Source organism: Pseudomonas sp. MWU12-3088 (assembly GCF_023242405.1).
Taxonomy (GTDB): Bacteria; Pseudomonadota; Gammaproteobacteria; order Pseudomonadales; family Pseudomonadaceae; genus Aquipseudomonas; species Aquipseudomonas kribbensis.
The window spans coordinates 51,474-74,777 of sequence record NZ_JALJEA010000013.1 but is presented as its reverse complement, the minus strand read 5'-3'; the positions used below and the strand labels follow the sequence as shown (position 1 = coordinate 74,777).

19 protein-coding genes are annotated in these 23,304 nt (G+C 59.4%); 2 read left to right on the top strand and 17 right to left on the bottom strand.

The annotated features are described in order from the left end of the window. Positions 1–69: 69 nt before the first annotated feature. The 17 genes from M5B98_RS25075 to rpsB form a co-directional block, all read right to left on the bottom strand. Positions 70–1,017: an acetyl-CoA carboxylase carboxyltransferase subunit alpha gene (locus M5B98_RS25075; RefSeq protein WP_085712849.1), complete on the bottom strand. Its 948-nt coding sequence runs from the start codon at positions 1,015–1,017 to the stop codon at positions 70–72. 140 nt (positions 1,018–1,157) lie between these two features. After that, the gene (gene dnaE / locus M5B98_RS25070; RefSeq protein ID WP_085712848.1) at positions 1,158–4,679 is read right to left on the bottom strand and encodes a DNA polymerase III subunit alpha; all 3,522 of its coding nucleotides are present in this window, start codon (positions 4,677–4,679) and stop codon (positions 1,158–1,160) included. A 76-nt stretch (positions 4,680–4,755) separates the two neighbouring features. Then, positions 4,756–5,382 (bottom strand): ribonuclease HII, encoded by a 627-nt coding sequence (gene rnhB / locus M5B98_RS25065; RefSeq protein WP_085712847.1) that lies wholly within the window; start codon positions 5,380–5,382, stop codon positions 4,756–4,758. An 11-nt stretch (positions 5,383–5,393) separates the two neighbouring features. Next, positions 5,394–6,524: a lipid-A-disaccharide synthase gene (lpxB, locus tag M5B98_RS25060; RefSeq protein ID WP_248744302.1), complete on the bottom strand. Its 1,131-nt coding sequence runs from the start codon at positions 6,522–6,524 to the stop codon at positions 5,394–5,396. A gap of 2 nt (positions 6,525–6,526) precedes the next feature. Further along, complete coding sequence (gene lpxA, locus M5B98_RS25055; protein WP_085712845.1) at positions 6,527–7,303, bottom strand: acyl-ACP--UDP-N-acetylglucosamine O-acyltransferase; 777 nt, start codon at positions 7,301–7,303, stop codon at positions 6,527–6,529. Continuing rightward, the gene (gene fabZ, locus M5B98_RS25050; protein WP_003222142.1) at positions 7,300–7,740 is read right to left on the bottom strand and encodes a 3-hydroxyacyl-ACP dehydratase FabZ; all 441 of its coding nucleotides are present in this window, start codon (positions 7,738–7,740) and stop codon (positions 7,300–7,302) included. Before fabZ ends, lpxA begins: the two co-directional genes overlap by 4 nt. Positions 7,741–7,846: 106 nt before the next feature. Further along, positions 7,847–8,902 (bottom strand): UDP-3-O-(3-hydroxymyristoyl)glucosamine N-acyltransferase, encoded by a 1,056-nt coding sequence (lpxD, locus tag M5B98_RS25045; protein WP_248744301.1) that lies wholly within the window; start codon positions 8,900–8,902, stop codon positions 7,847–7,849. Between the two features lie 3 nt (positions 8,903–8,905). Beyond that, positions 8,906–9,409, bottom strand: a complete 504-nt coding sequence (locus M5B98_RS25040; protein WP_003222140.1) for an OmpH family outer membrane protein — start codon at positions 9,407–9,409, stop codon at positions 8,906–8,908. A gap of 45 nt (positions 9,410–9,454) precedes the next feature. After that, the gene (gene bamA / locus M5B98_RS25035; protein WP_114881640.1) at positions 9,455–11,842 is read right to left on the bottom strand and encodes an outer membrane protein assembly factor BamA; all 2,388 of its coding nucleotides are present in this window, start codon (positions 11,840–11,842) and stop codon (positions 9,455–9,457) included. Positions 11,843–11,916: 74 nt separating this feature from the next. Beyond that, entirely contained in the window at positions 11,917–13,269 is a 1,353-nt protein-coding gene (gene rseP / locus M5B98_RS25030) for a sigma E protease regulator RseP (protein WP_085729810.1), read from the bottom strand. A 53-nt stretch (positions 13,270–13,322) separates the two neighbouring features. Beyond that, on the bottom strand, positions 13,323–14,513 hold the full coding sequence (ispC, locus tag M5B98_RS25025; RefSeq protein WP_248744300.1) for a 1-deoxy-D-xylulose-5-phosphate reductoisomerase: 1,191 nt from the start codon (positions 14,511–14,513) through the stop codon (positions 13,323–13,325). Next, positions 14,510–15,316 (bottom strand): phosphatidate cytidylyltransferase, encoded by an 807-nt coding sequence (locus tag M5B98_RS25020; RefSeq protein WP_085712840.1) that lies wholly within the window; start codon positions 15,314–15,316, stop codon positions 14,510–14,512. Before M5B98_RS25020 ends, ispC begins: the two co-directional genes overlap by 4 nt. Beyond that, positions 15,316–16,071, bottom strand: a complete 756-nt coding sequence (uppS, locus tag M5B98_RS25015; protein ID WP_248744299.1) for a polyprenyl diphosphate synthase — start codon at positions 16,069–16,071, stop codon at positions 15,316–15,318. Before uppS ends, M5B98_RS25020 begins: the two co-directional genes overlap by 1 nt. A gap of 14 nt (positions 16,072–16,085) precedes the next feature. Next, a complete protein-coding gene (gene frr, locus M5B98_RS25010) occupies positions 16,086–16,643 on the bottom strand; it encodes a ribosome recycling factor (RefSeq protein ID WP_085688727.1) in 558 nt (185 codons plus the stop codon). Beyond that, the gene (gene pyrH, locus M5B98_RS25005) at positions 16,640–17,383 is read right to left on the bottom strand and encodes a UMP kinase (protein ID WP_011332683.1); all 744 of its coding nucleotides are present in this window, start codon (positions 17,381–17,383) and stop codon (positions 16,640–16,642) included. Before pyrH ends, frr begins: the two co-directional genes overlap by 4 nt. 209 nt (positions 17,384–17,592) lie before the next feature. Further along, on the bottom strand, positions 17,593–18,456 hold the full coding sequence (gene tsf, locus M5B98_RS25000; protein WP_085712838.1) for a translation elongation factor Ts: 864 nt from the start codon (positions 18,454–18,456) through the stop codon (positions 17,593–17,595). A 190-nt stretch (positions 18,457–18,646) separates the two neighbouring features. Continuing rightward, positions 18,647–19,384 carry a 30S ribosomal protein S2 gene (gene rpsB / locus M5B98_RS24995; RefSeq protein ID WP_003222119.1) on the bottom strand — a complete coding sequence of 246 codons (738 nt, stop codon included), beginning with the start codon at positions 19,382–19,384 and terminating at the stop codon, positions 18,647–18,649. 373 nt (positions 19,385–19,757) lie between these two features. On the opposite strand from rpsB, the gene map reads away from it, so the two are divergent. Together map and M5B98_RS24985 are read left to right on the top strand one after the other, a co-directional pair. Next, positions 19,758–20,540, top strand: a complete 783-nt coding sequence (map, locus tag M5B98_RS24990; protein ID WP_011332681.1) for a type I methionyl aminopeptidase — start codon at positions 19,758–19,760, stop codon at positions 20,538–20,540. Positions 20,541–20,580: 40 nt separating this feature from the next. Then, on the top strand, positions 20,581–23,283 hold the full coding sequence (locus M5B98_RS24985) for a [protein-PII] uridylyltransferase (RefSeq protein ID WP_085712837.1): 2,703 nt from the start codon (positions 20,581–20,583) through the stop codon (positions 23,281–23,283). Positions 23,284–23,304 lie beyond the last annotated feature (21 nt).

Genomic DNA, 23,304 nt, shown 5'->3' with positions numbered 1-23,304 from the left:
ACTCATTGGTTGAATGTTACCCCTCATCGCGAGCAGGCTCGCTCCCACATTGGGTATTGCGCAGTCGACTTAGAGACCGTAGCTCATCAGACGATCGTAACGACGTTTGAGCAGCGCTTCGTTGTCGAGCTTCTTCAGCATCGCCAGTTGCGAGCTCAGCTCTGCACGGATCGACGCAGCAGCCGCCGCCGGATCGCGGTGGGCGCCGCCCAGAGGCTCGCCGATCACTTTGTCGACGATGCCCAGGCCTTTCAGACGCTCGGCGGTGATGCCCATCGCTTCAGCAGCATCCGGCGCTTTCTCTGCGGTTTTCCACAGAATCGAAGCGCAACCTTCCGGCGAGATCACCGCGTAGGTCGAGTATTGCAGCATGTTCAACTGGTCGCAGACACCGATCGCCAGCGCACCGCCGGAACCACCCTCACCAATTACGGTGGCGATGATCGGGGTTTTCAGGCGGGCCATGACGCGCAGGTTCCAGGCAATCGCTTCGCTCTGGTTGCGCTCTTCGGCGTCGATGCCAGGGTAGGCACCCGGGGTGTCGATGAAGGTCAGGATCGGCATCTTGAAACGTTCGGCCATTTCCATCAGGCGGCAGGCCTTGCGATAGCCTTCCGGGCGCGGCATGCCGAAGTTGCGGCGTACCTTTTCGCGCACTTCACGGCCCTTCTGGTGACCGATCACCATCACTGGCTGGTCTTCCAGACGTGCCACGCCGCCCACAATGGCCGCGTCGTCGGAGAAGTGACGATCACCGTGCAGTTCGTCGAACTCGGTGAAGATGTGCTCGATGTAGTCCAGGGTGTATGGACGTTTCGGGTGACGTGCCAGACGTGCGATCTGCCAGCTGGTCAGTTTGCCGAAGATGTCTTCGGTGAGCGTCTTGCTCTTGTCCTGCAGGCGGGAGATCTCATCGCCGATATTCAGCGAATTGTCATTACCGACCAAGCGCAACTCTTCGATCTTGGCTTGCAGGTCGGCGATCGGCTGTTCGAAATCCAGGAAATTCGGGTTCATAGGCGTCCGTCTTGGGTCGTGTCCCAAGTGAGCTTGGGGCCGGCCGGTTGTCTATTCGCGCCCTACCTTAAGGGAGAGGCGCGCTGAGGTCGAGATTAAAAATTCAGGTTGTGGGCAGGCGGTTCGGTCTCACCTGCCGGTCAACGGTATTGGAGGAAGACGTTGTCTCGCCCGAACTGGTCACGCAGGGCTTGAATCAAGGCATCCGCCGGGTCGATCCGCCAGGTCTCGCCAAACTGCAGCAAGGTCTTCGCATCCGGGCTGGTGTATTCCATGGTGATCGGGCACGCCCCGCGATGACGCTTGAGCAAATCCCCCAACCAGCGTAGCTGATCACCTTTCAGGTCCTGGGTCTGCAGCTTCAGGCGCAGGCTCTCGGCCAGGTTGGTTCGCGCATCTTCCATGCTCATCACCCGCTTTACCCGCAGGCGCAGGCCGCCGGAGAAGTCATCGTTGCTGACCTCGCCTTCGACCACCACCATCGCATCGGTCTGCAGCAGCGATTGCGCAGAGTGGAACGCATCGGCGAACAGCGACGCCTCGATCCGCCCGGAGCGGTCGTCAAGGGTGATGAAACCCATCTTGTCGCCCTTTTTGTTCTTCATCACCCGCAGGGCAATGATCATCCCCGCCACGGTCTGGGTGTCCCGGGCCGGTTTCAGGTCGATGATGCGCTGGCGGGCGAAACGGCGGATTTCGCCTTCGTATTCGTCGATCGGGTGGCCGGTCAGGTACAGGCCGAGGGTGTCTTTTTCACCCTTCAGGCGTTCCTTGAGCGTCAGCTCCTTGGCCTTGCGATGCAGCGCGTAAACGTCTGCGTCCTCCTCAACAAACAACCCGCCGAACAGATCGGCGTGACCACTGTCGCGGGTGCGTGCAGTCTGTTCGGCCGACTTGATCGCCTCTTCCATCGCCGCCAGCAGCACGGCGCGGTTGCGGTCAATGTTGGCCTGATACGCCTTTTGCTCGTCATGGAAGTACGGGCCGAGGCGATCCAGCGCGCCGCTGCGGATCAGACCGTCCAGCGTACGCTTGTTGATGCGCTTGAGGTCGACCCGGGCGCAGAAGTCGAACAGATCCTTGAACGGACCGGCCTGACGCGCTTCGGTGATCGCTTCCACCGGGCCTTCGCCGACGCCTTTGATCGCGCCAAGGCCGTACACGATGCGGCCCTCGTCGTTCACCGTGAACTTGAACTCCGAAGTGTTCACGTCCGGCGCGTCGAGGCGCAGCTTCATCGTGCGCACTTCCTCGATCAAGGTCACGACCTTGTCGGTGTTGTGCATATCCGCCGACAGTACCGCGGCCATGAACGGCGCCGGGTAGTGAGCCTTCAGCCAGGCAGTCTGGTACGACACCAGGCCGTAGGCGGCGGAGTGGGATTTGTTGAAGCCGTAACCGGCGAATTTCTCTACCAGGTCGAAAATGTTACCGGCCAGATCCGCGTCGATATTGTTCGACGCACAACCCTCGATGAAACCGCCGCGCTGCTTGGCCATTTCCTCGGGTTTCTTCTTACCCATCGCCCGACGCAGCATGTCCGCACCACCGAGGGTGTAACCGGCCATGACCTGGGCGATCTGCATCACCTGTTCCTGATACAGGATGATGCCGTACGTCGGTGCCAGCACCGGCTGCAAGCCTTCGTACTGGTAATCCGGGTGCGGATACGCCAGTTCAGCGCGACCGTGCTTGCGGTTGATGAAGTCATCCACCATGCCGGACTGCAACGGGCCCGGACGGAACAGGGCCACCAGTGCAATAAGGTCTTCGAGGCAGTCGGGCTTGAGCTTTTTGATCAGCTCTTTCATGCCACGGGATTCAAGCTGGAACACCGCAGTGGTTTCAGCTTTTTGCAGCAGCTGATAGGTCGGCTTGTCATCCAGCGGGATGAACGCGATGTCCAGCGGCGGCTCGTTGACCTTGGCGCGGTCGCGGTTGATGGTTTTCAGCGCCCAGTCGATGATCGTCAGGGTCCGCAGGCCGAGGAAGTCGAACTTCACCAGACCGGCCGCTTCCACGTCATCCTTGTCGAACTGGGTTACCAGACCGTCGCCAGCCTCGTCGCAATAGATCGGCGAGAAGTCGGTCAGCTTGGTCGGCGCAATCACCACACCACCGGCGTGTTTACCGACGTTACGCACCACGCCTTCAAGTTTGCGCGCCATCTCCCAGATTTCTGCCGCTTCTTCATCGACCTTGATGAAGTCGCGCAGGATTTCTTCCTGCTCGTAGGCTTTTTCCAGGGTCATCCCGACTTCGAACGGAATCATCTTCGACAGACGATCCGCCAGACCGAACGACTTGCCCTGGGCCCGCGCCACGTCCCGCACCACAGCCTTGGCCGCCATGGAACCGAAGGTGATGATCTGGCTTACGGCGTTGCGGCCGTACTTTTCGGCCACGTAATCGATTACCCGGTCGCGGCCGTCCATGCAGAAGTCGACGTCGAAGTCGGGCATGGATACCCGTTCCGGGTTGAGGAAGCGTTCGAAAAGAAGGTCGTATTCCAGCGGATCAAGGTCGGTGATCTTCTGCACATAGGCCACCAGCGATCCGGCACCCGACCCCCGGCCCGGGCCCACCGGCACGCCGTTGTTCTTGGCCCACTGGATAAAGTCCATCACGATCAGGAAGTAACCGGGGAATCCCATCTGGATGATGATATCCAGCTCGAAATTCAGCCGGTCGACATAGACCTGACGCTTGGCCTCGTAGTCCTCGGTGGTGTCCTTGGGCAGCAGTACGCTGAGACGCTCGTCCAGACCATCGAACGACACTTTGCGGAAATACTCGTCGATGGTCATGCCATCGGGAATCGGATAGTCCGGCAGGAAGTGCTTGCCCAGCTTCACGTCGATGTTGCAGCGCTTGGCGATTTCGACGGTGTTTTCCACGGCATCCGGCAGGTCACTGAACAGCTCGGCCATTTCCTCGGCGCTTTTCAGGTACTGCTGATCGCTGTAATTCTTCGAACGACGCGGATCGTCGAGGGCCCGGCCCTCACCGATGCAGACGCGGGTTTCGTGGGCGGCGAAGTCTTCCTGCTTGATGAAGCGCACATCGTTGGTGGCGACCAGCGGCGCGCCAAGCTTCTCGGCCAGGGCCACGGCGCCGTGCAATTGTTCTTCGTCGTTCGGGCGGTTGGTGCGCTGGATCTCCAGATAGAAACGATCCGGGAACACCGACATCCACTCACGGGTCAGGACTTCGGCCTCGGCAGGATTGCCGCCGATCATGGCCATGCCGATCTCGCCTTCTTTCGCGGCGGACAACATGATCAAGCCTTCGTTGGCCTCGGCCACCCACTCGCGCTCGATGATGATCATGCCGTTGCGCTGACCGTCGATGAAGCCACGGGAAATCAGCTCGGTCAGGTTGCGATAGCCCAGGGCGTTCATGACCAGCAGGCTGATCCGGCTCAGCGGACCATCCGGGTCCTTGTTCGACAGCCACAGGTCGGCGCCGCAGATCGGCTTGATCCCCGCGCCCATGGTGTTTTTATAGAATTTGACCAGCGAACACATGTTGTTCTGGTCGGTAACCGCAACGGCCGGCATGCCCATGCCGGTCAAGGCCTTGACCAGCGGCTTGATCCGCACCAGCCCGTCGACCAGGGAGTATTCAGTGTGCAGGCGTAGATGAACGAATGAAGCCGGCATAGTGATCCTGTCCAGTTACATAGAGACAACAAGGCCCGGATTGTACCGGGCCCCGAGTAAAACATCAGCCTCGCCGCTAAACCTGCGTGAGACCTTCCAGCGCCTCGTAAGCCTGCCGCACCGGGGCAAACGAACGCCGGTGAATCGGCGTCGGCCCGAGGCGTACCAGCGCTTCCAGATGAACGGGCGTCGGATAGCCTTTATGACCGCCGATGCCGTAACCCGGGTAGATCAACTCGAACGCCGCCATCTCGCGGTCGCGACTGACCTTGGCCAGAATCGACGCGGCGGCGATGGCCGGGACCTTGCTATCACCCTTGACCACCGCTTCGGAACGCATCGGCAGTTTCGGGCAGCGGTTGCCGTCGATCATCGCCAGTTTCGGCTGGATATGCAGACCCGCGACGGCGCGCTGCATGGCCAGCATGGTGGCGTGAAGGATGTTCAGTTCGTCGATCTCTTCGACTTCGGCGCGGGCGATACACCAGCTCAATGCCTTCTCGCAGATTTCGTCGTAGAGCTTTTCACGCTTGGCTTCGGTGAGTTTTTTCGAGTCGTTGAGACCAAGAATCGGCCGGTTCGGATCGAGGATCACCGCCGCCGTAACGACCGCGCCGCACAACGGGCCGCGACCGACTTCATCTACGCCAGCCACCAGCTCTTCGACTTCGGCGACCAGGGTGAAATCCAGGCCCATTTGCATGTTTGTCTTGCTCATCGAGTTTGACCGATCAGGTTCAGAACGGCATCAGCCGCCTGATTGGAGGCGTCCAGGCGCAGGGTGCGGTGGATTTCATCGAAGCCGCGAGTCTGCTCTTCACCGCCGTCGATCAGCGGCGACAGGGTCTGGGCCAGCGCCTCGACCGTCGCATCATCCTGCAACAATTCCGGCACCAGCAACCGCTGGGCCAGCAGGTTCGGCAGGGAGACGTACGGACTCTTTACCATGCGCTTGAGAATCCAGAACGTCAGCGGCGCAAGACGGTAGGCCACGACCATCGGGCGCTTGTAGAGCAGCGCCTCAAGGGTCGCCGTGCCCGACGCGATCAGGACCGCGTTGCACGCTGCCAGCGCCAGATGGGACTGGCCATTGAGCAAGGTCACCGGCAGGTCACGGCCGACCAACAGCTCTTCAAGCTGGGCTCGACGCTCCGGGTTGGCACATGGAATGACGAAGCGCAAACCCGGACGCATGGCGCGCAGGCGTTCAGCGGTATCGAGAAAAAGCGCGCCCAGACGACTGACTTCGCCGCCCCGGCTGCCCGGCATCAAAGCCACCAGCGGACCGTCAGGCAAACCCAGTTCGGCTCGCGCAGCGGCGCGATCGGCTTCCAGTGGAATGGTATCGGCCAGCGTATGGCCGACGAATCGCACCGGTACGCCCTTCTCTTCGTAAAACTTTGCTTCGAACGGCAGCAGCGTGAGCATCAGGTCGCAGCCTTCGCGGATCTTCAGCACCCGCTTCTGCCGCCATGCCCATACCGAAGGGCTGACGTAGTGCACGGTCTTGATCCCGGCCTGACGCAGCTTGAGTTCGATGTTGAGGTTGAAATCCGGCGCATCGATGCCGATAAACACGTCCGGCTTCTGGGCGATCAGGGCGGCGATCAGGTCCTTGCGGCGCTTGAGCAGCTCACGCAGCCGACCGAGAACCTCCACCAGCCCCATGACCGATAAGCGCTCCATGGGGAAGTAGGAATTCAGGCCCTCGGCCTGCATCAGGGGGCCGCCGACGCCGATAAACTCGACCGCCGGATGCTGTGCCTTGAGGGCACGCATCAGACCGGCGCCCAGAATATCGCCGGAGGCCTCACCCGCCACCAGCGCAATACGCAGATTGGCCATGATCAGCGAGTGATGCCGCGAGACGACGACTGGATGGAGTCACGGAACACCGCGACTTCCGGGAACTGGGCGGCAGGCTCGGCCAGTTCGGCCAGCGCTTGCTCGACAGTCAGCCCCTGACGATAAACGGTTTTGTAGGCGCGGCGCAGGGCGTGAATCGCATCCTCGCTGAAACCGCGACGACGCATGCCTTCAAAATTCATGCTGCGCGCTTCAGCCGGGTTGCCGAACACCGTGACGAACGCCGGGACGTCCTTGCCGATGGCCGTTCCCATGCCGGAAAAGCTGTGGGCGCCGATGTGGCAATACTGGTGCACCAGGGTGAAACCGGACAGGATCGCCCAATCTTCAACATGTACGTGGCCGGCCAGTGCCGTGTTGTTGACCAGGATGCAGTGGTTGCCGATGACACTGTCGTGACCGATGTGGGCGTAAGCCATGATCAGGTTGTGATCACCCAGGGTGGTTTCCGAGCGATCCTGAACGGTGCCACGGTGAATCGTCACGCCTTCACGGATAACGTTATGGTCACCGATCACCAGACGGGTTTCTTCACCCTTGTACTTGAGATCCGGCGTGTCTTCGCCTACCGAGGAAAACTGATAGATGCGGTTGTGCTTGCCGATTCGGGTCGGACCTTTGAGGATCACGTGGGGCCCGATCACTGTTCCCTCGCCGATTTCCACACCTGCGCCGATGATCGACCACGGGCCGACCTCGACACCTTCGGCCAGTACGGCCGAAGGATCGATGATTGCGCGAGGGTCAATCAAACTCATAGCTTGCGTTCCGCACAGATGATTTCAGCGGAGCAGACCGGCTTGCCATCGACCGAAGCCTGGCATTCGAACTTCCAGATCTGACGCTTGCAGCTGATGAACTTGGCTTCGAGGATCAACTGGTCACCCGGCAGCACTGGCTGACGGAAACGCAGTTTGTCGGAACCGACGAAATAGTAGAGGGTGCCATCGGCCGGTTTCACATCGAGCATCTTGAAACCGAGGATCCCGGCAGCCTGAGCCATCGCTTCGATGATCAACACGCCCGGCATGATCGGGTGCGCAGGGAAGTGGCCATTGAAGAACGGTTCGTTGATGCTGACATTCTTGTAGGCGCGAATGCGCTTGCCTTCCGTATCCAGTTCCACCACCCGGTCCACCAGCAGGAACGGGTAACGGTGAGGCAGGTATTCGCGAATCTCGTTGATGTCCATCATTTCGGGGGGAAGCCTATGTAAAGATTGGGAGCGCGACTGACGCGCACTCCTCTAGCAAATCAAGGAGGCAGTCCAGAGGCTGTGCACACTTGATATGGAAATGGTATCAGCCTTCAGATGAAGCGTTACCGCCAGGGGTCACTTCCCCTGCCTGCTTTTCCAGCTGTCGCAAGCGTCGCGCGATGTCATCGAGCTGACGGATGCGTGCCGCGCTTTTGCGCCACTCGGCAGCCGGCTGCATGGCCGTACCGGAAGAATAGGCGCCCGGCTCGGTAATCGAGTGAGTCACCATGGTCATCCCGGTCAGGAATACGTTGTCGCAAATATCGATGTGCCCTACCAGGCCGACACCACCGGCGAGCATGCAGTGCTTGCCGATCTTGGTGCTGCCGGAAATCCCCACGCACGCGGCCATGGCGGTGTGATCGCCGACCTGAACGTTGTGGGCGATCTGAATCTGGTTGTCCAGCTTGACGCCGTTACCGATCACGGTATCGGCCAACGCACCGCGGTCGATGGCGGTATTCACGCCAATCTCCACATCGTCGCCGATGGTCACGCCTCCGATCTGGGCGATTTTCTGCCAGATACCTTTCTCGTTGGCAAAGCCGAAGCCCTCACCACCAAGTACTGCACCTGACTGAATCACCACCCGCTTGCCGATGCGTACATCGTGATACAGCGTGACACGCGGAGCCAGCCAGCCGCCCTCGCCGATTTCGCTGCGGGCACCGACAACGCAATGTGCGCCGAGCGTCACGCCCGCACCGACCCGTGCTTGCGCCTCGACCACCACAAAGGGACCGATGCTGGCAGTCGGATCGACCACGGCATCCGGAGCGATCACTGCCGACGGATGGATACCGGCTGCAGCTTTCGGCTTCGGATCGAACAGGTGAGAAATGCGTGCGTAAGCCAGATAAGGATCCGGCACCACCAACGCATTCCCGGCATAACCTTCGGCATCAGCCGCCTTGAGCAGCAATGCCGCCGCTTGCGAGCCGGCCAGGTATTTGCGGTATTGAGGGTTTGCCAGAAAGCTCAACTGAGCTGGGCCAGCCTCCTGCAAGGTGGCTAGCCCAGTAATTTGCTTCTCGGGATCGCCACTCAGGGTGGCACCGAGGAACTCGGCCAACTGGCCGAGTTTGATAGTCACGGTCATGGGTTACTTCAGCTGATTCATGCGCTCGATAACCTGGCGCGTGATGTCGTACTGAGGTTTGACATCGATCACTGCGCCACGCTCGAACACCAGGTCAAAACCACCTTTCTTGATGACTTCTTCCACTGCGCTATCCAGTTTCGGCTTGAGCTGCTTGAGCATTTCACGGTCAGCAACAGCTTTGGCTTCATTCAGTTCCTTGGACTGGAACTGGAAGTCACGGGCCTTTTGCTTGAATTCCAGCTCCAGACGCTCACGCTCGCCCTGCTGCATCTTGTCGCCGCCAGCCATCAGACGATCCTGGATACCCTTGGCGCTGCTTTCCAGCGTCTTCAGTTTGGTCAGTTGAGGACCGAACTTCTTCTCGGCATCCACGGCGTACTTCTTGGCCGCATCGGACTCCAGCAGAGCCATCTGATAGTTCAGAACAGCGATTTTCATGTCGGCAAATGCCGGGCCTGCCACCAGTACGGAGGCCAGGAGAACCAATTGAGTCAACTTACGCACGATGCACTCCTACAAAATCCATTGTCGTTATCTTGGGTCAGACGCTTAGAACGTCTGGCCGAGGGAGAATTGGAACACTTGAGTTTCAGCGTTATCCGGTTTCTTGATCGGTGTGGCCAACGCGAAGCTCAAAGGACCCAGTGCGGTAACCCAGGTCACGCCGACACCGACGGAACTGGCCATGTTGCTCAGGCTGATGTCGTTGCACTGTGTATTGGCCTTGGAGCCATCGGCGTTTGTGGTCGACTTGCAAGTCGAGTCGAACACGTTACCGACGTCCCAGAATACCGATGTACGCAACGAACGCTGATCCTTCACGAACGGCAGCGGGAACAGCACCTCGACACCACCCTGGATCAACACGTTACCACCGAATGGCAGCGGATCCTGATCCGGGTCGGCAAGCGTACCGGCATTACCGGTGACCGCCTGACCGCGGCTCGGCGTACTGCGCGGACCCAGGGTACTGTCTTTGAAACCACGTACCGAGTTGAAACCACCAGCATAGTAGTTTTCATAGAACGGCAAGCCGTCCGTCGAACCGTAACCGTCGCCATAACCCAGCTCGGTGTGCAGACGCAGGGTGTAGTTTTCGGTCAGTGGCTGGAACAGCTGGCCACGGTAATCCAGTTTGTAGAACGACAGGTCACTGCCAGGAATCGTCGTTTCCAGGGTCAGGCTCTGCGAACGGCCGCGGGTTGGCAGCACGCCTTTGTTCAGAGTGGACTCGGACCAGCCGGCCGATGCCTTGAAGTTCAGGTACTGGTCGCCTTCGCGCTTAACGAAGTCGAAAATCTCGTCAACGGTGTAGGTACCGGTCTTGATCTTGTCCTGTTGAGCGGAAAGGCCGAAGGTCAGGCGCGAAGTCTCGCTGATCGGGTAACCGACGTTCACACCAGCGCCCAGGCTGTCTACCGCATAGCTTGCTACGTCGACGTCGAGGTCTTTGTAGTCGGTGGTGCGATAGAACGCGTTGTAGCCCAGGCTCACACCATCGGCGGTCCAGTAGGGGTCAACGTAGCCGAAGTTGTAACGGCTCTGGTATTGGCTACGGGTCAGGCCGACGCTGACGCGGTTACCGGTACCGAGGAAGTTGTTCTGGGTGATCGAGCCACCGAGGATCAGACCGGCACTCTGGGCGAAACCGACGCTGGCAGTGATCGAACCGGAAGCCTGCTCTTCAACCGCATAGTTCACGTCAACCTGGTCGTCGACGCCCGGAACAGCCGGAGTCTCGACGTTCACTTCCTTGAAGAAGCCCAGACGCTCAAGACGGGTCTTGGACTGGTCGATCAGGTAGGTCGAAGCCCAGCCACCTTCCATCTGACGCATTTCACGGCGCAGCACTTCGTCTTCGGACTTGGTGTTGCCACGGAAGTTGATTCGGTTGACATAGGCACGCTTGCCCGGATCGACAGCAAACAGGATGTCTACGGTGTGGTCGTCATCGTGCGGCTGCGGAACGCCATTGACGTTGGCGAAGGTGTAGCCCTCGTTACCCAGACGACGGGTGATCAGTTCCGAGGTGGTGGTCATCAGCTTGCGCGAGAACACCTGGCCTTTTTGCACCAGCAGCAGCGACTTGACCTGGTCTTCAGGGACTTTCAGGTCACCGCTGAGCTTGACGTCACGAACGGTGTACTTCTCGCCTTCGTTGACGTTGACAGTGATATAGACGTGCTTCTTGTCCGGGGTGATGGACACCTGGGTCGAAGCGATATCCATGTTGATATAGCCGCGGTCCAGGTAGTAGGAACGCAGACGCTCCAGGTCACCGGAAAGCTTTTCACGGGCGTACTTGTCGTCGTTCTTGAAGAACGACAGCCAGTTGGTGGTCTTCAGTTCGAACAGGTCGGTCAGGTCTTCCTCAGGGAAAACCGTGTTGCCCACCACGTTGATGTGCTGAATGGCAGCGACGGTGCCTTCGTTGATCTTCACTTTCAGGCCGACACGGTTACGCGGCTGCGATACCACTTCGGTATCGACGGTGGCCGAGTAACGACCTTGCGCAACGTACTGGCGTTGCAGCTCGTTACGCACGCCTTCGAGAGTCGCACGCTGGAAGATCTCGCCTTCGGCCAGACCGGATTGCTTGAGGCCCTTCATCAGGTCTTCGGTGGAGATCGCCTTGTTGCCTTCGATCTCGATGCTCGCGACCGATGGACGTTCGACGACCGTGATCACCAGAACGTTGCCTTCGCGGCCCAGCTGGATATCTTGAAAGAAACCGGTTTTGAACAACGCACGAGTGGATTCCACCAGGCGACGATCATCCGCCTGCTCGCCGACGTTCAACGGCAAGGCACCAAAGACGCTACCCGCGGAGACCCGCTGGAGGCCATTGACGCGAATATCAGAGATAGTGAAGGACTCGGCGTGAACTTCGGCGATCATCAATACGGTGAGAACCGCAGTTAGCAGCAGACGTTTCATGAAGTCCTTTCTTATTCCAACTGGCAATAAACAAACTGCCGCAAAATGCGGCAGATTCGCAATTCAGCGAAGCGTTACAGTCGACCCAGATCGTTGACCAGAGCAAGCAACATCACCCCGACCACCAAACTGATACCGATCTGTATCCCCCAACCTTGCACCCGATCCGACAAGGGACGACCACGCGCCCACTCGATCAGATAAAACAACAAATGCCCCCCATCCAGTACAGGAATAGGCAGCAAATTCAGAACCCCCAGGCTAATACTCAGATAAGCAAGGAAATTCAGGAAATCAGCAACGCCCGACTGGGCAGAAGCGCCCGCCACTTTAGCAATGGTTATCGGTCCACTCAAGTTTTTTACCGAGAGCTCGCCGAACAGCATTTTCTTCAGTGAATCCAGCGTCAGCACGCTCATGGTCCAGGTACGACGGGCGCCCTCGCCAATCGCGGCCAAAGGACCATAACTGACCTCGCGGATCATCTCCGGTGGCCAGTCGACAGCTTTCACTCCCGCACCCAGATAACCACTTGGCGACTTGCTTTCACCGCGCGCGGCCAACGTCACGGGAACGTCGATTTGAGCACCGTCGCGCTCGACGTGCAGCATGATTTTGGTATCAGGACGCGTACGAACGGTGTCGACCACTTGCTGCCAGTCATCCAGCGCCTTGCCATCCAGCGCCAGCAGACGGTCGCCGGTTTTCAGACCAGCCGCCTGAGCCGGGCCTTTCGGATCGAGTTCAGCGAGAATCGGCGGCAGAGCCGGACGCCATGGGCGAATACCCAGAGAGCGAATCGGATCCGGCTCGTCAGCACCTTTGAGCCAGTGATCCAGCGCAAGCTCACGCGGCGAATCAGCCGTAGAGCCCTGCTCACGCACCAATACCTGCAGGGAACCGCTTTCCCCCAGGCGACGTACCAGTTGCAGATTGACCGCCGCCCAGCCCGAAGTCGGCTCACCGTCGATGGCGACGATTTCCTGACCTGCATTCAGACCGGCTTTCGCAGCAATACTGCCGGACTCGACAGCACCGATGACCGGACGCACCTGCTCGCTGCCGAGCATGGCCAGTACCCAGAAAAACACCATGGCCAGCAGGAAGTTGGCGACGGGGCCGGCAGCGACGATAGCAATACGCTGGCGAACGGACTTGCGATTGAAAGACAAATGAAGCTGATCAGCGGGCACTTCACCTTCACGCTCATCGAGCATCTTGACGTAGCCACCCAACGGAATGGCAGCGACGACAAACTCGGTCCCCTGCTTGTCGTGCCAGCGCAGCAACGGCATGCCGAAGCCCACGGAAAAGCGCAGAACCTTGACGCCACAGCGACGCGCGACCCAGAAGTGGCCGAATTCGTGAAAGGTGACCAGCACACCCAGGGCGATCAGGGTGCCGGCAATCATATAGAGCGCGCTCATCTACTTTCTCCGCAATCCTGTTCTATGCCGCGTGAAGCCTTGTACCGCAGGGTCTATCGACCGTGGCGAGTCAGCCACTGCCCGGCGAGCGCACGTGCTGCCGCGTCCGCCGTGAACACCGCATCGAGATCATTCAGAGCAACCACCGGCTCGAGGTTCAACACTTCCTCGATGATACTCGCGATTTCGAGATAGCGAACCCGCCCGTCGAGAAACGCCGCCACCGCGACTTCATTCGCGGCATTGAGCATGGCAGGTGCACTGTTGCCGGCCTCGGCGGCCTGACGGGCAAGCCGCAGACACGGGAAGCGTTCCTCATCGGGCGCCTCGAAGTCCAGGCGCGCGATGGCAAACAGGTCCAGTGGCGCCACGCCAGAATCAATGCGTTCAGGCCAGGCCAGCGCATTGGCGATCGGCGTACGCATGTCGGGGTTACCCAGCTGCGCCAGTACCGAGCCATCTACGTAGTCGACCAGAGAGTGAATCACGCTCTGTGGATGAATCACCACTTCGACTTGTGACGGCCGGGCATCGAACAGCCAGCAGGCTTCGATCAGCTCAAGCCCCTTGTTCATCATGCTGGCCGAATCCACGGAAATCTTGCGACCCATGGACCAGTTAGGATGGGCACAGGCCTGATCAGGAGAAACATGCGCCAGTTCGGTCATCGGCGTCTGCCGGAAAGGACCACCCGAGGCCGTCAGCAAAATCCGACGCACGCCGACATTGCTCAATCCACGAGCGAAATCCTGCGGCATGCACTGGAAAATCGCGTTGTGCTCACTGTCGATGGGCAGCAGGACCGAACCGCTCTTGCGCACAGCCTCCATGAACAAGGCGCCGGACATGACCAGCGCCTCCTTGTTCGCCAGGAGAATTTTCTTGCCCGCCTCGACAGCGGCGAGGGTCGGGCGCAGACCGGCGGCGCCGACGATGGCCGCCATCACGGCATCCACCTCAGGGGCTGCTGCAACCTGACACAAACCCTCCTCACCTACCAGCACCCGGGTCGACAGGCCGGCAGCACGCAAATCGTCTTGCAAACCACGGGCTGCCGCGACTTCCGGCACCACAGCAAACTGCGGCACATGGCGTACGCACAAGGCAAACAGCTCGCTCAGACGCGTAAAGCCACTGAGCGCAAACACCTTATAACGGTCAGGGTGACGAGCGATGACATCCAGAGTGCTCAGACCGATCGAGCCGGTTGCCCCCAGAACGGTAATCTGTTGCGGCCGGCTCACGGTGCAGCCATCCACAACAGCACGGCGAATACCGGGATCGCAGCCGTCAGGCTGTCAATGCGATCCAGTATGCCGCCATGACCCGGCAGCAGATTGCTGCTGTCCTTGATACCGGACTGACGCTTGAACATGCTTTCAGTCAGATCGCCCACCACCGAGATGAACACGATCAGCGCAGCACCAATCAGGCCTTTGAACAATTGCGCCACTGTCCAGTCACGAAACAGAGCGACCAATGTGGTGATAACGAGACTCAGCGCCAGACCGCCATACACACCTTCCCAGCTTTTGCCCGGACTGACTTGCGGGGCCAGCTTGCGCTTGCCGAATGCACGACCGGAAAAGTAGGCACCGATATCGGCGCCCCAGACCAGCACCATCACCGCCATGATCAGCCAGTTACCCAGCGGATATTGCTTGATCTGAACCAGCCCTTGCCAGGCCGGCAGGAGGATCAGCAGACCGATCACCAGCTTGCTGGCGGCACTGGCCCAGCGCTCGCTGGAGCGCGGATAGGTCAGCACCAGCCAGGTCGCTACTGCCCACCAGATCACCGAAGCACCGAGCACCCAGGGCGCCAGCCCCGGCAGGATGTACATGACGAACAGCATCAGCGCGACGACTGCCGCATAACCAACGCGAAACGATTGCGCAGTGAAACCGGCCAGGCGCGCCCATTCCCATGCACCCAGACTGACCACCAGGCCGATGAACAGCGCAAAACCGGAACCCTCGAGCAGGAAAAACCCGCCCAGGGCGATCGGCAGCAGGATCAGCGCAGTGATGATTCGTTGTTTAAGCATTAAACCCGGGCTCCAGCTTCGATCTGCTCGCTCGTTTTACCGAAGCGACGCTGACGCGAAGCGAAATCGGCCAGTGCATTACGCATGGCATCGTGTTTGAAGTCCGGCCAGAACAGGTCGGAGAAGTACAACTCGGCATAGGCCAGTTGCCACAGCAGGAAGTTGCTGATGCGGTGCTCGCCGCCCGTACGGATGCACAAGTCCGGCAATGGCAGGTCGCCGGTTGCCAGACAGGTTTGCAGCAGACCCGGGGTGATGTCTTCCGGCCGCAGGTGCCCGGCCTGAACTTCACGAGCCAGGCGCTGCGCAGCTTGCGCGATATCCCACTGACCGCCGTAGTTGGCGGCAATTTGCAGGATGAAGCGATTGGCACCCGCAGTCATCGCTTCAGCTTCACGCATGGCCGCCTGAAGCTCAGGATGGAAACGCGAACGGTCACCAATGATGCGCAGGCTGATGTTGTTGTCATTGAGGCGCTTGGCCTCACGACGCAACGCCTTGAAGAACAGATCCATCAGGGCACTGACCTCATCGGCCGGGCGCTGCCAGTTCTCACTGGAGAAGGCGAACAGCGTCAACACCTCGACACCGGCCTCGGCACACACCTCGATCACCGCCCGCACAGCATCTACACCCGCTTTATGCCCGGCAACACCCGGCATAAAGCGTTTTTTCGCCCAGCGATTGTTGCCATCCATGATGATCGCGACATGGCGCGGCACCGCGGACGGCGCAGTCTGCTTGGTCTTTTCCATTTAAAGCTCGACCCTTATACGGCCATCAGATCCGCTTCTTTTTCCTTGGTAGCCGCGTCGATATCGGCTTCAGCCTTGTCGGTCAGCTTCTGGATATCAGCCGCCGCACGGCGCTCTTCGTCTTCGCTGATTTCCTTGTCCTTGACCAGCTTCTTCAAGTCGCCCAGCGCATCGCGGCGAATGTTGCGCACGGCAACGCGAGCATCTTCAGCCGCTGCGCGCGCCTGCTTGGTGAAGCCCTTACGGGTTTCTTCGGTCAGCGCCGGCATGGAAACCAGCAGCAGCTCGCCAAGGTTGGTCGGATTGAGGTTCAGACCGGCGTTCATGATCGCCTTGTCGACCGCCGTGAGCATGTTGCGCTCGAACGGCACGACCTGCAGGGTCCGGGAGTCTTTCACCGTAACGTTCGCGACACCACTCAAAGGGGTATCAGCACCGTAGTAAGGCACCATCACGCTACCCAGAATGCTTGGGTGAGCCTTGCCGGTACGAATCTGGCCGAATGCATGACTCAGCGACTCGATCGATTTCTTCATGCGCTCTTGGGCGTCTTTCTTGATTTCGTTGATCATTGTTGAACTTCCTCGATCAGGGTTCCTTCAGCGCCGCCGTGCACGATGTTCAGCAGGGCGCCGGGCTTGTTCATGTTGAATACGCGCAATGGCATCTTGTGGTCGCGGCACAGGCAGATGGCCGTCAGATCCATTACGCCCAGCTTGCGATCCAGTACTTCATCGTAAGTCAGATGATCGAACTTCTCGGCATGCGGGTCTTTGAACGGGTCGGCGGTGTAGACGCCATCGACCTTGGTTGCCTTGAGTACGACGTCCGCGTCGATCTCGATGGCACGCAGGCAGGCTGCCGAATCCGTGGTAAAGAACGGATTGCCGGTACCGGCCGCGAAAATCACCACGTCCTTGGAGTTCAGGTGGCGCATGGCCTTGCGACGATCATAGTGATCGGTCACACCGACCATGGAAATGGCCGACATCACGATGGCCGAGATATTGGCACGTTCCAGCGCATCGCGCATGGCCAGGGCGTTCATCACAGTGGCCAGCATGCCCATGTGGTCGCCGGTGACCCGATCCATGCCGGCCTTGCTCAGCGCTTCACCGCGGAACAGGTTGCCGCCGCCGATCACCAGACCGACCTGAACGCCGATGCCGACCAGCTGGCCGACTTCCAGCGCCATGCGATCCAGCACTTTCGGATCGATCCCGAACTCTTCCGAGCCCATCAGGGCCTCGCCGCTAAGCTTGAGTAGAATGCGTTTATAGCGAGCCTGATAACCACTGCCCTGCTGAGCCATTGCGAATCTCTCCTGCGGCGTATTTAAAAATTCTTTGCGAGCTGTTTGCAGCTGCGTTCACTCTAGCGTGGCGCTGCTTCAGCGCCATCGGAACATGGCTTTGTAAGTCAGTTCCAAGGGGAAACCAATTAAAAATTGGTAACCCTATCTGAAAAGAGGCTGCGCGCGTTAGCGGGCAGCCTCTTTCGGGCGACAGTTGAAAAACCGTCTTACTGCTTGGCGGCAGCCACTTGAGCGGCAACTTCGGCAGCGAAGTCATCAACTGGCTTCTCGATGCCTTCGCCTACTTTGAAGTAGGTGAAGGAAACGATTTCGGCACCGGCTTTCTTGGCCAGCTCGCCAACCTTGACTTCAGGGTTCATGACAAAGGCTTGCTCTTTCAGCGAAGCTTCGGCTTTGAACTTGGTGATACGACCGTTGATCATGTTCTCAACGATGTTTTCCGGCTTGCCGGCGATCTTGTCGGCATTCAGCTGCAGGAATACGTTCTTCTCGCGCTCGATGGCCTCGGCGGAGATTTCCGACGCGTCCAGGAACTCCGGGTTCGAAGCTGCAACGTGCATGGCGATGTTCTTGGCCAGGTCGACGTCGCCGCCCTTCAGAACAACCACTGCACCAATCTTGTTGCCGTGCAGGTAAGCGCCTACAACGTCACCCTCAACACGCGCCAGACGACGGATGTTGACGTTTTCGCCACACTTGGCAACCAGAGCTTCACGAGCAGCTTCACGCGAAGCGATCAGCGGAGCCGCGTCGGTCAGCTTCTGAGCGAAGGCTTCTTCGAGGCTTTCGCTGACGAAGTTCTTGAAGTCGTCCTGCAGGGCCAGGAAGTCGGTCTGCGAGTTCACTTCCAGCAGAACGGCGGACTTGCCGTCAGCCTTGACAGCGATAGCGCCTTCAGCGGCAACGTTGCCGGCTTTCTTGGCAGCCTTGATCGCGCCCGAAGCACGCATGTCATCAATGGCTTTTTCGATGTCGCCGCCAGCCTTTTCCAGGGCTTTCTTGCAATCCATCATGCCTTCGCCGGTACGCTCGCGCAGTTCTTTGACCAACGCTGCAGTAATTGCTGCCATTTTCAAATTCCTCTTGGATAGGTTTTCAACCATTCCACCCGATCGAACGGGCGTTCAATTCTTCCCGAACCACCTTGTAGCCGCTGCACGTTACAGATGCTGTAGCTGCGCTGCCGACAGATGGTTTTCGAGGTGGCAAAAAGGGGGCCAAGCCCCCTTTTTGCTTACTGAGTCAACGCCAGGGCGTCAATTACTCAGCTGCAGCCTGAGTTTCTTCAGCTGCGAATTCAACAGTACCGCCAGCAACATTGTTGCGACCACGGATAACTGCGTCAGCCATCGAACCCATGTACAGCTGGATAGCGCGGATTGCGTCATCGTTGCCTGGGATGATGTAGTCAACGCCTTCCGGGCTGCTGTTGGTATCGACAACGCCGATGACCGGGATGCCCAGCTTGTTGGCTTCAGTGATCGCGATGCGCTCGTGGTCAACGTCGATCACGAACAGTGCGTCTGGCAGACCGCCCATGTCCTTGATGCCGCCCAGGGAGCGATCCAGCTTCTCAAGATCACGGGAGCGCATCAGCGCTTCTTTCTTGGTCAGCTTGGCGAAAGTACCGTCTTCGGCTTGTACTTCAAGGTCACGCAGACGCTTGATGGAAGCACGGATGGTCTTGAAGTTGGTCAGCATGCCGCCCAACCAGCGGTGATCGACGTACGGCGAACCGCAACGTGCTGCTTCTTCAGCAACGATCTTGCCAGCGGAACGCTTGGTGCCGACGAACAGAATCTTGTTTTTGCCCTGGGCCAGACGCTCTACGAAAGTCAGAGCTTCGTTGAACATTGGCAGGGTTTTTTCAAGGTTGATGATGTGAATCTTGTTACGCGCGCCGAAAATGTATTTACCCATTTTCGGATTCCAGTAACGGGTTTGGTGACCGAAGTGCACACCGGCCTTCAGCATATCGCGCATATTGACTTGGGACATGATAGTTCCTTGATAAGTCGGGTTGGGCCTCCACGTATCCCAATGACCAACCCCTGATCCGAGGATCAAAGGCACCCAGGCCATCGTGTCGACACGTGTGTGGGTTAATGCTCCCGGAGCTATCCCCGGAAAGCGGCGCATTTTATACCACAGCAAGGCTGCAAACGGAACCCGGAATCTTTAATCCCTTCAGGGACATGGATGCCGGCCCCTTGGAATCGGCCTTGCGCGCACTATTGTATAGAGAGAAGCGATGCACGCCGGCGCGGATTTGCGCCTTTGGTCTGTTAGAATCGCGTTTTTCAGGGCCATCTGGCGAAAACCGCCGCCCTGTCCGTATCAGCAAGCGCCGCCGAGCGCAGAGAGAGCCTGTATGACCGTCACCCTCAAAACTCCCGAGGACATCGCTGGCATGCGTGTCGCCGGCAAACTGGCCGCCGATGTGCTGGAAATGATTGCCGAACACGTCAAGCCGGGCGTAACCACCGATGAGCTGAACCAGATCTGCCACGACTATATCGTCGACGTGCAGAAAGCCATCCCTGCCCCGCTCAACTACAAGGGCTACCCGAAGTCGATCTGCACCTCGATCAACCACGTGGTCTGCCACGGCATCCCGAACGACAAGCCGCTGAAAAACGGCGACACCCTGAACATCGACGTCACGGTGATCAAGGACGGCTACCACGGCGACACCAGCCGCATGTTCCACGTCGGCACCGTGCCGGTCTGGGCCGAGCGTCTGTCCCAGGTCACCCAGGAATGCATGTACAAGGCGATCGAGATCGTCAAACCCGGCTGCCGTCTCGGCGACATCGGCGAGATCATCCAGAAGCACGCTGAAAAGAACGGTTTCTCCGTGGTGCGCGAATTCTGCGGTCACGGCATCGGCAAGGTGTTCCACGAAGAGCCGCAGATCCTGCACTACGGCCGCGCCGGCACCGGAATGGAACTGAAGGCCGGCATGACCTTCACCATCGAACCGATGATCAACCAGGGCAAGGCCGACACCAAGGTACTGGGCGACGGCTGGACCGCGATCACCAAGGACCGCAAGCTGTCGGCACAGTGGGAACATACTTTGCTTGTCACCGACACCGGCTACGAGATCTTCACCCTGCGCAGCGACGACACCATCCCGCGCATCTCGGCCTGATCCAGACACCGTTCCCAGCCTATAGAAGGAAAGCCAATCGATGCCGCAGGTGGATCCCGAACTCTTCGACCGCGGCCAGTTCCAGGCTGAACTGGCCCTGAAAGCGAGTCCCATCGCCGCGTTCAAGAAGGCGATCCGCCAGGCCCGCGAAGTGCTCGATGCACGCTTTCGCAGCGGCCGCGACATCCGGCGACTGATCGAGGATCGCGCCTGGTTCGTCGACAACATCCTGCAAAAGGCCTGGGACCAGTTCAACTGGAGCGAAGACGCCGACATCGCGCTGGTCGCGGTCGGCGGCTACGGTCGCGGTGAGTTGCACCCCTATTCCGATATCGACCTGCTGATCCTGCTGGACAGCGCCGACCACGAAATTTTCCGTGATTCCATCGAGCGTTTTCTGACGCTGTTGTGGGACATCGGCCTGGAGGTCGGCCAGAGCGTTCGCTCGGTGGATGAATGTGCCGAAGAGGCCCGCGCCGACCTGACGGTGGTTACCAACCTGATGGAAAGCCGCACCATCTGCGGTCCCGAGCGTTTGCGCCAGCGCATGCTCGATGTCACCAGCACCGCCCACATGTGGCCGAGCAAGGAATTCTTCCTGGCAAAACGCTCCGAGCAGAAGGCCCGCCACCATAAGTACAACGACACCGAATACAACCTGGAGCCCAACGTCAAAGGCTCGCCCGGCGGACTACGGGATATTCAGACGATTTTGTGGGTCGCCCGTCGCCAGTACGGCACCCTGAACCTGCGCGCCCTGGCCGGCGAAGGCTTTCTGGTCGAGAGCGAAAACGCCCTGCTGGCGTCATCCCAGGAGTTCCTGTGGAAAGTGCGCTACGCGTTGCACATGCTGGCCGGCCGCTCCGAAGACCGCCTGCTGTTCGATCACCAGCGCACCATCGCGGGGCTGCTGGGTTTTGAAGGTGACGACGCCAAGCAGGCCGTCGAAAACTTCATGCAGCAGTACTTCCGCGTGGTGATGAGCATCGCCCAGCTCAGCGACCTGATCATCCAGCACTTCGAGGAAGTCATCCTCGCCCCGGAAGACGAAGCGCCCCCGCAACCGATCAACTCGCGCTTCCAGCTGCACGACGGTTATATCGAAGCCCGCAACGACAATGTGTTCCGCCGCACGCCGTTCGCCATGCTCGAGATCTTCGTACTGATGGCCCAGCAGCCGGAAATCAAAGGCGTACGCGCCGACACCATTCGCCTGCTGCGGGAAAACCGTCACCTGATCGACGACAACTTCCGCAACGACATCCGCAACACCAGCCTGTTCATCGAACTGTTCAAGTGCAAGATCGGCATCCACCGCAACCTGCGACGAATGAACCGCTACGGCATTCTCGGGCGCTACCTGCCGGAATTCGGTTTCATCGTCGGACAGATGCAGCACGACCTGTTCCACATCTATACGGTCGATGCCCACACGCTGAACCTGATCAAACACCTGCGCAAGTTACAGTACTCGCAGGTGTCGGAAAAATTCCCGCTGGCCGCCAAGCTCATGGCCAAGCTGCCGAAACCCGAACTGATCTATATGGCGGGCCTGTATCACGACATCGGCAAGGGCCGGCACGGCGACCACTCGGATATCGGCGCGGTGGATGCCGAGGCGTTCTGCCAGCGCCATCAACTGCCGGTGTGGGACAGCCGCCTGATCGTCTGGCTGGTGCAGAACCATCTGGTGATGTCGACCACCGCCCAGCGCAAGGACTTGTCCGACCCGCAGGTAATCCATGACTTTGCCCAGATCGTCGGCGACGAAACCCGCCTCGACTACCTGTACGTGCTGACCGTGGCCGACATCAACGCAACCAACCCGACCCTGTGGAACTCCTGGCGCGCCAGCCTGCTGCGCCAGCTCTACACCGAGACCAAGCGCGCCCTGCGTCGCGGCCTGGAAAACCCGGTGGACCGCGAAGAACAGATCCGCCAGACCCAGAGTGCAGCGCTGGACATTCTGGTGCGCGGTGGCACCGATCCGGACGACGTCGAGCAATTGTGGGCGCAACTGGGCGATGACTACTTCCTTCGCCACACCGCTGGCGACGTGGCCTGGCACAGTGATGCGATTCTCCAGCAGCCGGCCGACGGCGGCCCGCTGGTGCTGATCAAGGAAACCACCCAGCGCGAATTCGAAGGCGGCACGCAGATCTTCATCTATGCCCCGGACCAGCATGATTTCTTCGCCGTGACCGTGGCCGCGATGGACCAGCTCAACCTGAACATTCACGACGCCCGGGTCATCACGTCCAGCAGCCAGTTCACCCTCGACACCTATATCGTGCTCGACACCGACGGCGATTCGATCGGCGACAATCCGCTGCGGATCAAGCAGATCCGCGACGGTCTGACCGAAGCCCTGCGCAACCCGGACGACTACCCGACCATCATCCAGCGTCGAGTGCCGCGCCAGCTCAAACACTTTGCGTTCGCACCACAGGTGACGATCCACAACGACGCCCAGCGTCCGGTAACGGTTCTGGAGCTCACCGCACCCGACCGGCCCGGCCTGCTGGCACGGATCGGCGGGATTTTCCTGGAGTTCGATCTGTCGCTGCAGAACGCCAAGATCGCCACCCTGGGCGAGCGGGTGGAAGACGTGTTCTTCATCACCGACGCCCACAATCAGCCGCTGTCCGATCCGCTGCTGTGCAGCCGTTTGCAGGATGCCATTGTCGAGCAGCTCAGCGTCAATCAGGAACCCGATATCAAACTGTCGCGCATCAGCATCTGACTGAGCGCCCCGATTAAATCG

Coding starts and splice junctions, on each gene's coding strand:
- M5B98_RS25075 (WP_085712849.1), bottom strand. CDS start 1,017: ATGAACCCGAATTTCCTGGATTTCGAACAGCCGATCGCCGACCTGCAA.
- dnaE (WP_085712848.1), bottom strand. CDS start 4,679: ATGCCGGCTTCATTCGTTCATCTACGCCTGCACACTGAATACTCCCTG.
- rnhB (WP_085712847.1), bottom strand. CDS start 5,382: ATGCAAATGGGCCTGGATTTCACCCTGGTCGCCGAAGTCGAAGAGCTG.
- lpxB (WP_248744302.1), bottom strand. CDS start 6,524: ATGGCCAATCTGCGTATTGCGCTGGTGGCGGGTGAGGCCTCCGGCGAT.
- lpxA (WP_085712845.1), bottom strand. CDS start 7,303: ATGAGTTTGATTGACCCTCGCGCAATCATCGATCCTTCGGCCGTACTG.
- fabZ (WP_003222142.1), bottom strand. CDS start 7,740: ATGATGGACATCAACGAGATTCGCGAATACCTGCCTCACCGTTACCCG.
- lpxD (WP_248744301.1), bottom strand. CDS start 8,902: ATGACCGTGACTATCAAACTCGGCCAGTTGGCCGAGTTCCTCGGTGCC.
- bamA (WP_114881640.1), bottom strand. CDS start 11,842: ATGAAACGTCTGCTGCTAACTGCGGTTCTCACCGTATTGATGATCGCC.
- rseP (WP_085729810.1), bottom strand. CDS start 13,269: ATGAGCGCGCTCTATATGATTGCCGGCACCCTGATCGCCCTGGGTGTG.
- M5B98_RS25020 (WP_085712840.1), bottom strand. CDS start 15,316: ATGCTTAAACAACGAATCATCACTGCGCTGATCCTGCTGCCGATCGCC.
- uppS (WP_248744299.1), bottom strand. CDS start 16,071: ATGGAAAAGACCAAGCAGACTGCGCCGTCCGCGGTGCCGCGCCATGTC.
- frr (WP_085688727.1), bottom strand. CDS start 16,643: ATGATCAACGAAATCAAGAAAGACGCCCAAGAGCGCATGAAGAAATCG.
- pyrH (WP_011332683.1), bottom strand. CDS start 17,383: ATGGCTCAGCAGGGCAGTGGTTATCAGGCTCGCTATAAACGCATTCTA.
- tsf (WP_085712838.1), bottom strand. CDS start 18,456: ATGGCAGCAATTACTGCAGCGTTGGTCAAAGAACTGCGCGAGCGTACC.
- rpsB (WP_003222119.1), bottom strand. CDS start 19,384: ATGTCCCAAGTCAATATGCGCGATATGCTGAAGGCCGGTGTGCACTTC.
- map (WP_011332681.1), top strand. CDS start 19,758: ATGACCGTCACCCTCAAAACTCCCGAGGACATCGCTGGCATGCGTGTC.
- M5B98_RS24985 (WP_085712837.1), top strand. CDS start 20,581: ATGCCGCAGGTGGATCCCGAACTCTTCGACCGCGGCCAGTTCCAGGCT.